Annotated in this window: 14 protein-coding genes; 12 read left to right on the top strand and 2 right to left on the bottom strand. The window is 55.0% G+C overall.

All coding sequences use genetic code 11. From position 1 onward, the window contains the following. Positions 1 to 2 precede the first annotated feature (2 nt). From NJC40_RS15940 to NJC40_RS15900, 9 genes are all read left to right on the top strand, one after another. Positions 3 to 1,073 (top strand): ABC transporter ATP-binding protein, encoded by a 1,071-nt coding sequence (locus NJC40_RS15940; RefSeq protein WP_253140212.1) that lies wholly within the window; start codon positions 3 to 5, stop codon positions 1,071 to 1,073. 4 nt (positions 1,074 to 1,077) lie between these two features. Further along, positions 1,078 to 2,166, top strand: a complete 1,089-nt coding sequence (locus NJC40_RS15935) for an ABC transporter substrate-binding protein (RefSeq protein ID WP_253140211.1) — start codon at positions 1,078 to 1,080, stop codon at positions 2,164 to 2,166. Continuing rightward, positions 2,163 to 2,894, top strand: a complete 732-nt coding sequence (locus NJC40_RS15930) for a class II aldolase/adducin family protein (protein WP_253140210.1) — start codon at positions 2,163 to 2,165, stop codon at positions 2,892 to 2,894. Before NJC40_RS15935 ends, NJC40_RS15930 begins: the two co-directional genes overlap by 4 nt. Next, a complete protein-coding gene (locus tag NJC40_RS15925; RefSeq protein WP_253140209.1) occupies positions 2,891 to 3,871 on the top strand; it encodes an ABC transporter substrate-binding protein in 981 nt (326 codons plus the stop codon). The genes NJC40_RS15930 and NJC40_RS15925 overlap by 4 nt, the downstream gene beginning before the upstream one ends. 28 nt (positions 3,872 to 3,899) lie before the next feature. Further along, positions 3,900 to 5,054 (top strand): acyl-CoA dehydrogenase family protein, encoded by a 1,155-nt coding sequence (locus NJC40_RS15920; RefSeq protein ID WP_253140208.1) that lies wholly within the window; start codon positions 3,900 to 3,902, stop codon positions 5,052 to 5,054. A gap of 9 nt (positions 5,055 to 5,063) precedes the next feature. Further along, positions 5,064 to 6,392 (top strand): LLM class flavin-dependent oxidoreductase, encoded by a 1,329-nt coding sequence (locus tag NJC40_RS15915; RefSeq protein ID WP_253140207.1) that lies wholly within the window; start codon positions 5,064 to 5,066, stop codon positions 6,390 to 6,392. Continuing rightward, positions 6,382 to 7,731 (top strand): MmgE/PrpD family protein, encoded by a 1,350-nt coding sequence (locus NJC40_RS15910; RefSeq protein ID WP_253140206.1) that lies wholly within the window; start codon positions 6,382 to 6,384, stop codon positions 7,729 to 7,731. The genes NJC40_RS15915 and NJC40_RS15910 overlap by 11 nt, the downstream gene beginning before the upstream one ends. Next, entirely contained in the window at positions 7,724 to 8,446 is a 723-nt protein-coding gene (locus tag NJC40_RS15905; RefSeq protein ID WP_253140205.1) for an SDR family NAD(P)-dependent oxidoreductase, read from the top strand. Before NJC40_RS15910 ends, NJC40_RS15905 begins: the two co-directional genes overlap by 8 nt. Positions 8,447 to 8,672: 226 nt before the next feature. Next, the gene (locus NJC40_RS15900) at positions 8,673 to 9,212 is read left to right on the top strand and encodes a flavin reductase (RefSeq protein ID WP_253140204.1); all 540 of its coding nucleotides are present in this window, start codon (positions 8,673 to 8,675) and stop codon (positions 9,210 to 9,212) included. 93 nt (positions 9,213 to 9,305) lie between these two features. On the opposite strand, the gene NJC40_RS15895 is transcribed toward NJC40_RS15900, so the two are convergent. Together NJC40_RS15895 and NJC40_RS15890 are read right to left on the bottom strand one after the other, a co-directional pair. Beyond that, entirely contained in the window at positions 9,306 to 10,670 is a 1,365-nt protein-coding gene (locus NJC40_RS15895) for an MFS transporter (RefSeq protein WP_253140203.1), read from the bottom strand. Next, complete coding sequence (locus NJC40_RS15890; RefSeq protein ID WP_253140202.1) at positions 10,649 to 11,347, bottom strand: GntR family transcriptional regulator; 699 nt, start codon at positions 11,345 to 11,347, stop codon at positions 10,649 to 10,651. Before NJC40_RS15890 ends, NJC40_RS15895 begins: the two co-directional genes overlap by 22 nt. A gap of 286 nt (positions 11,348 to 11,633) precedes the next feature. Here NJC40_RS15890 and NJC40_RS15885 point away from each other — a divergent pair, with 286 nt between their 5' ends. The 3 genes from NJC40_RS15885 (at position 11,634) to NJC40_RS15875 (ending at position 14,690) form a co-directional block, all read left to right on the top strand. Then, positions 11,634 to 12,914: an OprD family porin gene (locus NJC40_RS15885; RefSeq protein ID WP_253140201.1), complete on the top strand. Its 1,281-nt coding sequence runs from the start codon at positions 11,634 to 11,636 to the stop codon at positions 12,912 to 12,914. A 166-nt stretch (positions 12,915 to 13,080) separates the two neighbouring features. Beyond that, a complete protein-coding gene (locus tag NJC40_RS15880) occupies positions 13,081 to 13,602 on the top strand; it encodes a nuclear transport factor 2 family protein (protein WP_253140200.1) in 522 nt (173 codons plus the stop codon). Between the two features lie 122 nt (positions 13,603 to 13,724). Next, positions 13,725 to 14,690 (top strand): Bug family tripartite tricarboxylate transporter substrate binding protein, encoded by a 966-nt coding sequence (locus tag NJC40_RS15875; RefSeq protein WP_253140199.1) that lies wholly within the window; start codon positions 13,725 to 13,727, stop codon positions 14,688 to 14,690. The last annotated feature ends 31 nt before the right edge of the window (positions 14,691 to 14,721 follow it).

Genomic DNA, 14,721 nt, shown 5'->3' with positions numbered 1-14,721 from the left:
TCATGCTGGAAATTCGTCATATCACTAAATCCTTTACCGGCCATCCGGTACTTCACGACCTCTCGCTGGATATTGGTAAGGGGGAGATTTTTACACTGCTGGGTGCTAGTGGCTGTGGCAAGACCACACTACTGCGCATCCTCGCAGGACTTGAAACTGCCGATCAAGGCCAGCTCTATTTTGATGGACAGACTTGGGTTGACCGTTCTCATGGCACTTTCGTCGCACCTCAGCAACGCGGGATCGGCCTGGTGTTCCAGAGCTATGCGGTTTGGCCGCATTTGAGTGTCTTCGACAACGTCGCTTACCCATTGCGCAATCGCAAAATTGCTCGGGAGCAAATCCAAGAGAAGGTCATGCGGACGTTACACAGCGTAGGACTAGGCGGTCTGGCGCAGAGAGCTGCGCACCAGTTGAGCGGGGGGCAACAACAGCGGGTAGCAATGGCTCGGGCGCTTGTCGGCGATCCAGCACTACTGCTACTCGATGAACCCTTCAGCAACCTGGATGTTGGCCTTCGTAAGCAGTTGCGCCAAGAACTCAAGGACCTGCAAAAGCGCCTTGGCCTGACCGTCGTCCTGGTCACTCACGATCAAGACGACGCCTTTGCATTGTCTGACCGTATTGCCGTACTCAAGGACGGACGGGTTGAGCAAATCGGAACGGCAGAACAGATTCACAACGAGCCAGCAACCGCTTACGTGCAGGGGTTCATCGGGCGCGGTAGCCAGTTACAAGCCCACCTGACAAGCAATGGCGAATTCGCCGCCTTAGGCGGTATCGAGGTCAAGCTGGCTGTGCGAGTGATCGCTCCTAATCGCGCTCCACTCGCGCTATGGGTGCGGCCCGAATCTGTAACCCTCAATCAGCTCTCACAACCCGGCATCGGGTTGCAAGGACAAGTTAGCCACAGCGTTTTTGCTGGTGATCGCTATGAAACGTACGTACGCCTGAGTGATCAGCAGCAGTTGATGGCCTTCCAGTCGCATGGACAACTCAGCGCGCCCGGTTCTTGGGTCGGAATCGAGTTTTCCTCTCTCCCTCATGCAAGCATTTTGAATATTCAGGGGTAATGTCATGCATCTAATCAAACGTTCATGGGTCTTGGCCGCAGCGGTAATTGGGACCACTTATCTACCAGCCAGTCAGGCTGAGGACTGGGATAAGGTGGTGGCTGCTGCTGAAAAAGAAGGCAAGCTGACCCTGCTAGGGCCGGTGATCCAGCCCTACCGACAAGCCATCGAGCAATTTCAAAAGGCTTACCCCAAGATCCAGTTGCAGTATACGGGTGTGACATCTCCTGAGTTCGAGGCACGGGTTCGCAGTGAGCGACGGGTCAATCGCTACTTGTGGGACGTGACCGTGCTCGGCTTCAGCGGATCGGCATTCACCCAGCAATTGCCGGAAGGCTGGTTTGACCCGATCAGACCCTTGATCGTCAAACAAGATGTGCTGGCCGACCAGAATTGGTTGGGCGGTTTTGCAGCCGGTTTTCTTGATAAGAAACAGCAGTACATCTTCGCCTTTCAGGCTGGCAAACAAAACAACGTCAATATTGATCGCAGCGTAGTCCCCGAGTCAGAGCTGAGTTCTCTGGAGGATCTGCTTAATCCGAAATGGAAAGGCAAGATTGCGATCCTGGACCCTCGCACGCGTGGAAGCGGCCACTTGATTACCCTATTGCAAACCGCTTTGGGGGCTGACAAGGCTCGACAGTTCCTTACCGAACAGCAACCGGTGATTGCATCGACCAACCGTCAACTGGCCGACTGGGTTGCCCAAGGGGCCTACCCGATCACATCAGGACTCAGCCCTTCAGAGATCGCTACGCTCAAGGATCAGGGGCTAGCCAAGACGGTTAACGCTTTGCAAACAACTCCAGAGCAAACTGCATGGACACCCGGTTGGGGGGCCATCGCCTTGCTGCACCAGCCCCCACACCCCAATGCATCCAAGGTATTCATAAACTGGTTCCTGTCCCAGCCTGCTCAAGAGGACTGGGCAAAACGTGGATTCGTCAATTCTCGCCGCACCGACGTAGCACCTGGTCTTGCGGCCAGCGCGCTGACCGCCGATGCGTTTCATAAAGGCGTGACGTTCAACTCTGAAGAGAACGCAGACAAAGCTCAGCAAGCCACGGAACTGGCTCAAAAGGCTATGCAATGACCACTCTTGCGGCAGCGCGACATGAGCTATCTATTGCTAACCGAATCCTTGCCCATGAACAAGTATTCGACAGTTATGGACACGTGAGCCTGCGCCACCCTGAAGATGCCAGCCGCTTCCTATTGTCCGCGTCAGTAAGCCCCGAACAAGTGAAGCCCGAGGACATTCTGGAATACGGACTTGATGGGCAGACGCTGATAGCCACAACCCGTGCGCAGTATTCAGAGCGGGTTATCCACGCAGAAATCTATCGCCAGCGCCCTGACGTTCAAGCAGTAGTTCACGCACACACCGAAGCTGTTCTGCCCTTTACAGTCACCTCGGTAAAACTGCGCCCCCTGCTGCACGTGGCGGGCATTATCGGTGACGATATTCCCGTGTGGGATATGAATCACCACTTTGGCGATAGCGACCTTCTGGTCACGACCACAGAACACGCTCAGTCCTTGGCCTCGACCTTGGGACAAGGCAGAGTCGTACTGATGCGCGGCCACGGTTTTACTGCGGCAGCAGCTTCGCTCGAACTTGCAGTACGCGTGGCCATGTATTTGAAGGTCAACGCTCAGGCACAGCAAGCTGCCATGGCGCTGGGGCCAGTTACCTTTCTAAGCTCTGGCGAGATTGCGGCAGTCAACGCTCTTATGGGCAGTCCTAAAGCAACCTCGCGAGTCTGGGATAACTGGGCTCAACGTTGCGGGGCTGGCACCATAATGCAAGGTGTCTCATGAGTACGTCAGCAGCTGTGACAATCGCGCTGGCAAACTTTGATCGGCACATGCCGTTCTTCCTTGGCTGGCTACCTGAGGCCGAGGGTTTCCATCTGAAAGCGCTGGACGTGGGGATGAGCCCGCCTGGCCGGGATGGAGGTGATCGCCACGGACGCATGTTACGGGATGCCGAATTCGACATTGCCGAGGTGTCACTAGCCTCCTACATCCTGGCCAAGTCCCGAGGCGCGCCGTTCACGGCAGTACCCATCTTTCCGCGCCGGCTATTCAGCGCGAACCATATTTATGTAGGCGCAAAAGCCGGTATTCACCAGCCGACAGACCTTCGAGGAAAACGGGTCGCTATCCGCGGCTGGCAGGTAAGCCTGTCAGTGCTTGCCAAGGGCGATCTGAAAAGCCGTTACGGCGTCGACTGGCAAGACATCGATTGGGTTGTACAAGGCCCAGAGCAAATTACATTTGCCGATTCACGCCTGCGTTTGCAGAACATGCCAGCCGGTAAGACGGGTGCGCATATGCTGCTGTCCGGTGAAGTCGATGCGTTTATCGATCCCAAGCCTCCTCGCGAAATATTGGAGGGCCAGTGCGGCGTGCGCAATCTGTTCACGGATCCCCGTGGCGAGTGCCTGGAGTACTTCCGAGAGCGCCAGTGCTTTCCGGCCATGCACGTATTGGCGATCCGTAACGAGACCGTGCAGCGCTTCCCTCACTTGCCAGCGTATCTCATTGATGCCTGGGAGGACGCACAAGCCAAAACCCGACGAGCTTATGACGACTATGCCTACACCCAGATGCCGTTAGGTCGTCTGGCATGGGATCAAAGTCGGCGGGATTTTGGTGATGAGTTGTTTGCTGCGGGATTGGCAGCCAACCAAAAAAACCTTGAATGGTTTATCGACTACCTGGTGGATCAGTTGCTGTTGCCTGAAGCGATTGCGATCCAACGCTTGTTCCATGCTTCGGTGCTTAGCCGCTAAAGCGTGATCTTTATTTCTGGAGAAAATCATGTCTCAACACTTACACCTCAACGACGCGCTGCCACAGATTTATGCCCTGGCTGACGATTTTCGCAAAGAAGGTGAACGTGCCGATAGCGAAGGAATTGCACCGAAGGCCAGCCTTGAGCAACTGCATGCTCGCGGGTTGCTTCACATCACCCATTCAGCGTCTTTAGGAGGGCCGGATGGCAGCCTTAAAGGCAAGCAGCCTGAACTGTTTCTTAACATGCTGCGTGCCATTTGCCGCGCTGACAGCGCCGCAGGCCACTGCTTCCAGTTGCACAACCATGCATTGTGGCAACTGGAGGAGATCGGCACCCCGGAGCAGATCGAACTTTTCGTCAAACCAGCATTGCAGAAGTGCAGCATTTTCTCCGCCGTTGGCAGTGAGCCAGGCCGAGTCAACATGTATGAAATGAAAACCCGCGCCCAACGCGTCGACGGCGGCTGGTTGGTTAACGGCGTCAAAAACTTCGTTACAAACGGGACAATCGCCGATCTTATCCTGACATCGGTTGCCCTTGAGGGCGTAGAAGGCTATCTCGACAACCTTCAGATCATGCTGATTCGTCCTGACATGCCAGGCGTTACCTGGGACGACGCGTGGTATCAACCGCACGGTATGCGCGGAGCGCGCAGCCCGATCATGCGTCTTGAAAACGTCTTCGTGCCCGATAACCATCTGCTTGGTGAACCGGGAGCCTTTGCCCGCCAACGTTGGCAGGGTCGCTTCCACTTGGGTTTCGCTGCTAATTATCTAGGGACTAGCGAGGGCCTTTTCGACTGGTATCTGGAATATCAACGCGGACGCAACAAGGGAAATGACCCTTACACACAACTGCGTGTCGGTGAAGTCAAAATGAAGCTTGATGCTGCTGCTGCCATGTTTGAGAGCGCCATCCAAAGCTGGCGTCATAGCGATGTGGTGCAGGCGGAGCTGCGCTCAATGAGTGCCAAATCGACCGCCGCTCACACCGCGTTTGATGCCTTGCAAAGCGTACTGCTGTCCGCAGGTGCTACTGCCCAGTTCGAAGAGCACCCGTTGGGCCGCACTGTACGTAACATTGAGACTTTCGTTGTGCATGCCGGGCATGACCGTACTGCGCAAATCATCGGGCAGGCGCAACTGGGCGCTAGCTTTGACTCTACTCTGCAACGCTGAGGGCTGAGCATGTCAGGTCAATTGCGTCTGGGGTTATTTCTTCAGGAAACCGGTCATCACATTGCTGGCTGGCGCGAACCTTCATCTGCTGCGAACGCTGCGCGGGATTTCCGGCACCAGATCGAACTGGCACAACTGGCCGAAGCTGCCTGCTTTGACCTTGTGTTTATCCAGGACTCTTATGCCATGCGTGGGGCAAACGATGTCGATGCGTTTCAACACAGCGCTAGAGCCATTCATTGGGATCCATTGACTGCCCTTTCGGCGCTGGCCATGGTCACCGAACGCATCGGTTTGATCGGCACCGCGACTACGACATACAACGAGCCATACACCCTCGCTCGAAGTTTCGCTTCACTGGACCACATCAGCCAAGGCCGGGCAGGCTGGAATCTGGTGACATCCAATAATGAAGCGGAAGCGTTGAATTTCAGTCGCACTGAACATGCGGTGCATGGGGATCGGTACGCCCGTGCTGCGGAGTTCCTGGAGGTTGTTAAAGGCCTATGGGATACGTGGGAAGACGATGCCTTCCTTGATGATAAACAAGCTGGGCAATTTTTTGATCCCGCAAAGCTGCATGTGCTCGACCATCACGGTGAGAATTTTGTTGTCAAAGGACCTCTTACCCAGGCGCGGCCGCCTCAGGGATATCCAGTCCTGGTACAGGCAGGCTCGTCGGATACGGGTAAGCAGCTTGGAGCCAGCACTGCTGATGTGATCTTCACGGCGCAACAAAATCTTGAAGGGGCTCAGCGCTTTTATAGCGACATGAAACGCTTGGCACGAGAGGCGGGTCGTGACCCAGCCCAATTGTTGATCATGCCGGGATTGTTGCCGGTGGTAGCTGCCACCGAAGCCGAAGCTCAGGCGAAGTTTGACGCCCTTCAGGAACTGGTATTGCCCAAAGTAGGCTTGGCCACTCTGGCGACTACCTTGGGAGAGGTGGACCTCAGTGGTTACGACCTTGACGGCCCGCTACCCGATCTACCCGAAGCCAATGGTCCGAAAAGCCGTCGTCAGTTGCTGATCGAGATGGCTCGTCGGGACAACCTCACCATCAGACAGCTTTACCAGCGAGTAGTGGGAGCGCGCGGCCATCTCACTGTGATTGGTACGCCAACGCAGGTTGCAGACGTCATGCAGCAATGGTTGGAAGAAGGTGGTGCCGACGGATTCAATATCATGCCAGGGCACCTACCAGTGGGCCTTCGTGATTTCACCGATCTGGTGGTCCCTGAGTTGCAGCGCAGAGGGCTGTTCAGGCGCCAGTATAGCGGCAGCACTTTGCGCGAGCACTTGGGGCTGGCGCGCCCGGTAAATCGGCATGTCCGATAACTCTGTAACGCAGCATGTGGCCAAGGCTGTTTGTGGTCTACGTTATGACGATCTGCCAGCGGCGGTGATCGATAAGTCACGTGTTTTGATCGCTGACACATTGATCGCGGCTGCGGCTGGGCGCGCTGAACCGAGTGGCATTGCGATGAGTGCTGTAACAGGCTCATCGTCTGGGCTCAGTCGGATCTGGTTTGGGGACATTGGTGAGTCACGTCCTCCGGTCGATGCGACATTCATCAATACCCTGAATGCCGGCGCGTTGGACTTTGACAGCCTTAACGCCGCAGTGCATGCAGACCTGGTGTGCCTACCAGCTGCCTGGGCAATGGCCGAACATTGTCAGCGGCAGCCCCGCGAGATGGTCGCTGCGCATATGATTGCCAGTGAAGTGGTTAGTCGCCTGTCACGAGGCAGCACCAAGCCCTCTAAAGGCTGGTCGGGGACATCGATCTATGGCGGTATGGGCGCTGCGATTGCCAGCGGACTGATGTTAGGGCTCGATGAAGTTCAGATGACGCACGCTTTGGGATTGGCAGCCGCTCAAGCGGCAGGCAGCCAGCAGGCGAACCTGGAGAACACGCTAGCTAAACGTCTACAGCCGGCTCTGGCCGCTCGCGATGGAGTATTCGCTGCGCTGCTAGCCCAAGCCGGTGCAACTGCGCCGGTTTTCGCGCTGGAAGGCAAGTTTGGTATGCGTAACCTTTACCAAGATGGCGATGACTCTCTAATCCTCGAAGGCTGGGGGCAAGATTGGCAAGTGCTCGAAACACTTATAAAGCGTTATCCGATCTGCGCATGCAGCCATGCGGCAGTGCATGCCTTATGGGAGTTACAAGTGGCAGATGGGTTTAAGTCTACGGATGTCGTGAAATTAACCGCGACTATTTCGCCTTTCATGCATCGCTTGGTCGGCGGTGAATTTGAGCCGTCCGGAGATCTGCAAGTGATCGCGCAATTCAATTTGCGCTACCAGTTGGCCTCGACGTTAGTACGTGGGCCTATGAGCTTGCCGCATCTGTCACCTGAGGCCGTGCTGGACCCAGTGATAGGTAATTGCCTGCCAGTCATCCACCTACAGGTCGACCTCGACAACATTCATGAACTGTCACCGGCCAGTGTGACAGTGCAGTTGAAAGATGGGCGTCTTTTGAACCATGCCTGCAATGACCTACCCGGTTCGCCAACCGCTCCCCTGACTCACGAACAATGGCAAGCGAAGGCCCTAGAGTGCGCAGCCGCAGGCGGTGCATCTGATGAAGCCTTCTCAGGCGTGTTAAGCAGGCTTGAACGTCTCACCGAGCTGCCAAGGCTTGATTGTGTTTGGAGTGAAAATGACTGAGTCGCTACAACGAGTGTTTTGGATCACCGGCGCCGGAGGCGCTTTGGGGCGTGCCATTGCTGAGGTACTGGCTGCGACCGGTGCGCAAGTTATCGTCTCAGGGCGTAACCTTGATACATTGCCCGAAGAACGTGATCAGTTGCACCGGGTGAACGTTGATGTCACGGATCCCGACAGCGTCAGGTCTGCTTTTGACAGTATCCTGAAAACTCACAAGCGGATTGACGGATTAGTAACCTGTACGACAATTCCTGGCTTTGGCGATTTTCTTGCGTTAAAGGATGAAGACTGGATTGCAGTACTGGATACCAAGTTGTTGGGTTCTATCCGGCCGGCCCGAGCTGTTTTGCCGGCGATGATCGAACAGCGAAGCGGCAGCATCGTAATGATCAGTGGTCGTGGGGGCACCGTTCCCCCGCCACAGCATTTACCCGGTGCATGTGCCAATGCTGCACTGAACCTCCTGACCCAAGGGCTGGCCACTCAGTACGGCTCATACGGTATCCGGGTTAATGCTATTGCTCCTGGGCCGATCGCCTCTCCACGCCTGGATCTTATGGCGAAGGGAGTTGCCAACGCCCGCTCTGCTCTTGGTGGTCCGGGAACGCCAGAAGACGTGGCTCAGGCAGTTGCATTTTTACTCTCGCCTTCCGCCGCTCATATCACTGGAAGCTGCCTCCCGGTCGATGGGGGAAGAGCGAGCGAAACCCGTTGAAACTCATATCAGAACGGGGAAAGTTGAAAGTACCTGCTACGAGCCATAAGTCCATGACATCACAAACCTAGCGTAGGTGGTGCACCGTCTGGAGCGGCATGCGGAGTAAGTATCCGCTGACTCCGATCACCTGTGCACGGGAATGGCTCGCAGATTACAGATCAACACATGCTACGTTCACATAATCAGCCTCGATGCAGTTCGTCACTCACTTTAGAAATAGCTCATGACAACGCCTAACGCTTCTACCTGCATTACCTCTGCTTGCTCGCCTGTACTTGAAAAAGTGGTCTTTCGCGACGCGATGGCGCGCTTAAGCTCCGCAGTCTCCATTGTGACCACTGATGGCCCTGGTGGCCGCGCAGGTTTCACAGCATCTGCCGTTTGCAGCGTGACCGACAGTCCACCCAGCTTATTGGTCTGCCTTAACAGAGCGGCATCGGTCCATGAGGTCTTTAAGAAAAACGGCGTGCTTTGCGTAAATGTGCTCAGAGCCGGGCATCAAGACCTGTCCAACCTCTTTGGTGGAAAGATCCAGATGCAGGAGCGTTTCAATGCGACCAACTGGCTACAAACGTCTTCCGGATTGCCTAGACTAGAAGATGCTAGCGTCTGCTTTGATTGCATTGTCAGCCAGGTCACGGAAGTGGGCACTCACGACATCATGATTTGCGAAGTGACTGGAGTAACAATCGCTGAGCAAGCAAATGGACTCGTCTACTTCAATCGCCAGTACCATGAGCTAGCTCACGTCACAGAACAGTAAGTCCTCTCTGCCAAAGCAACGACTGACGGGCCTTGGTAATACTGCCAAAGCCCGATCCCGTACTTGGCATCACCTGGCCCAAGCATCCGATGATTATGCCCATCGGGAGCGTGCATGCGTTGCAAAGGTAATTGACAACAATTGCAGAGCGACCAATCCCCAGAAAACCTTGCTAACTACCAGCCTTACCGCATCACCATGCGGATCAACGCTAGCCCCTACTTGTCCTAGACCAATCCCGACTACTATCGCCCCGAGAGCCTGTCCGCAGATACGTGCGAGGCATAACAATGCGGCGCCACGTGCTGCGTGGACAGAGATCACATTACCCATGATCTCGCGATTGTTCGGGGACTGAAACAGCCCAAAACCAAATCCGCATAAAGCCATTCTCCATGCGACCTCCCAGCCAGAGGGAGCGATGGGCAGCCATGCCAGCGCCGCAAAACCTACAGTCAGCAACAACAGCCCAACCTGAGTAACCCGGCGCGGGTCGTGACTGTCTGCCAACCGCCCAGCAAAAGGCGCAACCAGAGCTGTTGTCAGCGGCCATGCCAGAAAAACGAAAGCGGCACCTAAAGGTCCATAATCCAGGCTGCGTTGTAACAATAAGGGGATACTGACGAAAACAGCACTCTGGCCGATGAATGCCACACTGGAGGAAAGCAGTGCGGTGTTAAAACGTACGTTACGCAATACCGACATAGGTAATAGTGGTGAACTGCAACGCGTCTGTCGGAGGACGAAGAGCCCAATCATGATCATTGCACCTGCCACCCCAATCCCAGCGTAAGCATGCTCACCAGATGCCAGCAGCGACATGAGCAATCCACCCATCAGCAATAGTGCGCCAAGGCTGTCGAAACGTTTGTGGGGTATCTGAGCGACGGGTAGTACTGCTCGCGCCAGTGCCAATGCCACCAAACCTAGTGGCACCGGTAGCACAAACAGCCATCGCCAGCTCAACAGCTCAAGCAACAGTCCGCTCAACACGGGACTGGCAGTCGTTGTGACGGCCACGAACATTGCATTGAGTCCCATCGCTTTGCCGAGTGATGTATCAGGGCAAACAACCCTGATCAGCACCAATGAGCTGCACATAATGGCTGCGCTACCGACACCCTGAAGTGTACGGAGCACAATCAACTGCTCTAGTTCATTCGCGAAGGCGCAGCCCAAGGTTGTCGCGAGGGTCACACCTAGTCCCACGCCCAGCATGCGTCGATGGCCAAGCACATCACCCAGCGCAGCACAGGGCAAAATACAGAAAGCGCATGCAAGAAGGTTGGTTTTACTCAGCCACAGCGCATCCGCCACAGGCACCTGGAGATCGGCAGCGATTAGCGGGAGAGCAAGATTGATCATGCTCAAATCAAACACGGCGATCACTGTCGCCAGAATCAATGCAGCAAAGGCGAATCCAGGAATGCCGGGATTTATGCCTGATTGTCCAGCCACAACTCGGCGCCTCGCTCCAGCAGACCTTGAGCAGTCGAGAAAAAATGACTACCTATCAGGTTAACGGTCAGGTCCGCATCACGGCTGGTGACCGCGTTGAGCAATTGCTCATGCTCATGGTCCAGATCCCGCTCGTCGTGATGAATCATCGAGGCAGAGATCAGCCTATAGCGTTCACCCTGAACATGCAGCTGTTCGCGAAGCTTCAGCAACCACGGACTATCGCAGGCCGAGACGATGGTGTCGTGAAAGTGATTGTGTGCACTGTACCAAGCCGCTGAAGGCAAGGCTTGGCGATGACCGTCGCGTGCAGGCGTGTGCATCAGTCGGTGATAGGCACCCACGACAGCAGACTCCCACTCTATGTCCCCGGCGATCAGAGAGCGCCGAATGCAAAGCCCTTCAATGTCAATCCGGGTTCGCGTGATATCCATCAATTCAGCGGCAGACATAGGAGCCACACTGAAACCACGCTGTGGAGTAGCAATGACCAGGTTTTCTGCGCTCAGACGCGTCAATGCCTCGCGCACTACCCCCGTACTCACCTGAATATCATCGGCTATCAGGCTGATTTTTAATCGTAATCCAGGACGTAGCTGGCCGGTCACCAGGCGGACGCGCAGCTGCTGGTAAACGGTTTCGATTACGCCCATGGAAGAAATAGTCGTCTTGCTCATCGATCAGCTCGGTTCGTGGCTAGGTACGGTCAAAGAATTTCTCAGAACGCATTATGCCGGAATACCAGCCTCCATCGCTCAGCAAAAAACGCATAACTTAATAACAAATCAATTCTTTTGAAAAAAGTTAATTTTATTTAGAGTCCCGTCCTGCCCCTTGAGGGTATCGACCTTTTCAGCCGATTCGACAACGGAACGCTCCGGTCAGCCCTTTAACCAGTTGTGGAGCGTTCCATTGAGCAAGCGATTTTCTAGCGTTGTATGTGTCGGTCTGAGTGCATTAGGCATGCACACCGCAATCAGCGCCGCAGGTTTCATCGACGACAGCAAGGCCGACTTGGAGCTGCGTAATTTCTATATTGATCGCGACAATCGCAGCGGTGTAGCCAACCCTTCTCGTCAGTCCGAATGGGGCCAAGGCTTCATCCTCAACTATCGCTCCGGCTACACCGAAGGCCCTGTCGGGTTCGGAATTGATGCTATTGGCCTTCTTGGGCTACGACTGGACTCGGGCAAAGGTACTCATTACAACCCCACCAGTAGCAATCGCGGTGGCCAGGTATTCCCAACCGACAAGGATGGCCGGGCGGTGGACGAGTTTTCCAGCCTGGGCCCCACTCTAAAAGCGCGAGTCAGCAAGACAGAGGTTCGTGTCGGCACCCTGCTACCTACATTGCCAGTGGTGACTTACAACGATGGCCGCATGGTTCCCCAGACCTACCTTGGCGGCCAGGTCACCAGCCGGGAAATAGATGGATTAACTCTCACGGCGGGCAAGCTAACCCAGGCCAAGGGTCGCAACTCGACGGACAATCAGGGGTTGTCGATTCTGGGGGCGAATAACGCCACAACGGGCCGCTTTGTGAACAGCTTTGTGTTCGCTGGGGGCGACTATGCGATCTCTAAAAATCTCGTTGCGCAGTACTACTACGGCAAGCTCGAAGATTTTTACGTACAGCACTTTTTCGGCCTCACCGATATTCACGCACTTCCAGTAGGCTCGCTAAAAACGGACCTCCGGGGATTTCTCAGTGACTCCACAGGCAAAAACGCCAGCCGAGCCGGCAGGGCCGAAGGTTATGTCGGCAATGGCTATGGTAATGAAGGGGAAATCGATAATCGGGCGTGGAGTGCAGCGTTTACCTACTCACTTGCGGGTCACTCCATCGGCCTTGGTTATCAGCGTCTCACAGGTAGCAGTGATGCTCCGTTCCTTACCATGGGTGATGGCGTACGTGCCTATTTGGCGACGGACCGTAGCTTGAACACGTTCCAGCACGCAGGCGAGCGAACCGTTTTTGCAAATTATGGATATGACTTCGCGGCGGTCGGTATTCCAGGGCTTAAGTTCGCAGCGGAATATCTCAAAGGTGACCACATCGCTACCAGTAGCGGCAGCAGCCACGAATGGTATCGCGGAACTTCACTGGAATATGCATTTCAGCAGCAGCCCCTTAAAGGCCTGAGTCTGATCTGGCGCAACGGTAGCTTCAGAACGGCCTTTCCCGGCGCACGCGACACCGACGAAACCAAATTAATCGTCAGCTACAAGCTCGCTCTTCTGTAGCAGGGCAACCGGCCATCCACATCAGGCTTGATGCGCTTGGTATCAGCCAACCTTATACGGCGAGTTTTCAGCTCCGTACCGTACGAAACGATGACGAACCCATTTCATGCGCAGCGCCAGGAAATTTTGTGCCTGCGCCTGACTCGGGCTCGCCCAGGAGACGCTTGTGAACGAACCCAAAACCGGAGCGCCATTGACCCCGCACGAACATGAATCGCTACGTCTGGTGATAGCTCGCGCCGAAATACGCTCAGTTCTGGAGCGTTATTTTTTTGGTCTTGATGCCCGTGATGAAAACGCTCTGCACTCATGCTTTTCCAACGAGGCTTACTACGAGGCAAATACCGGTCAAGGCCGAAAGATTGTCTTCAATGGTGCAAGCGAAATCGCCTCAACGCTAGTGCGTCTTATGGGGCGCTTTGAAGCCACCCTCCATCTCACAGCAAGTCCTTTCATTTCCATTGAAGGAAACCGCGCCACTGCGGATGTTTTCGGCTCTGCCCAGTTGTGCTTCGCCAAGCCAACCGAAGATGGGCATGTACTGGTACGAGGAGTCCGCTATCGGGATGAACTTGAAAAAGTCGACGGGTATTGGCGAATTACACGTCGAGTACACACCACTCTTTGGCAGTACAACGCGTCTAGCGTTGAGCCCTTCGTCCCTTCCGCCAATGGTATCGACAAGTAATACGCTCCCTTGCACGGCGCTTATAACACGGTCACCTGACGCTGCCTTTGAGCACCGCCAGGTCGTACGAGCCCAGATTAACCCTTCATGCCAAATTTGGAATTATTACAGGTGCTGATCCAATGAATAAACTGTGGCGCTCTCTGCTCTGCACAACAGGAGCCTTATTATTAACCTCAATTTCGGCATTCGCGGAGACCTATCCTTCGCGGCCCGTTTCCTTGATCGTGCCTTTCCCACCAGGAGGGGGCGCTGATGTTCTCGGACGTGTTATTGCGCAGAAGCTTTCCGAAAAATGGGACCAACCAGTCGTAGTGGAAAACCGTCCTGGCGCAGGTGGGCTTCTTGGAGCGACGGTAGGTGCACACGCGAAGCCTGACGGTTACACACTGGTACTGATGACAGCGAGTATCTCTCTGGGTGTTGTCCAGGCACCCAAGCGCCCTTTCGATCCGCTGACGGCATTTGATGCCGTCGCGTTACTGGCAAAGGCTCCTATGCTGGTTGTCGCCAATCCCAAGCTCAAGGTTAAAACCCTTCCAGAACTTGTCGCGCTTGCTAAGAAAACGCGGGAAAAACTTAGCTATGGCGGTACCGGTCAAGGCGGCGCGGGCAATCTGGCAGGTGAGCTTCTGAAGAAAAGACTGGGCTTAGATATGGTCTTTATCCCATACAGCGGTGCTGGCCCCGCTGTTACAGCCTTGCTCGCTGATGAAGTACCACTTGTCATCCTCGATCCAGGTGGAACGATGACTTATATCAAGGAGGACCAGTTGCAGCCGATTGCCACCGTCTCGAAAGAGCGCTTTGCATTACTGCCCGAGGTTCCCAGCCTTGCGGAATACGGCGTTAGCGATGTTGAAATCAATGCGTCCTATGGCGTGGTTGCACCCAAGGGAACCCCCTCTGCTATCACCGAGAAGATCGCAAAGGAACTGGCCACAGTACTGAGCCTTCCTGATGTACGTGAGCGTTTGACTATGAATGGGCAAGTCGCCGTAGGCGGTTCTCCCGAAGACTATGCAAAGTTTCTTGCGGCCGAATACAAACAATTTGAAAGCACCGCCGGACTTCTGACTTCGCCGTAAGGTAGTCAGTCGTATGTTTTTGATTCACTGA

This window comes from Pseudomonas sp. 21LCFQ02, assembly GCF_024129895.2.
Taxonomy (GTDB): domain Bacteria; phylum Pseudomonadota; class Gammaproteobacteria; order Pseudomonadales; family Pseudomonadaceae; genus Aquipseudomonas.
Note: the sequence above shows the minus strand (reverse complement) of the source record. Positions and strands in the feature narration are given on the sequence as shown.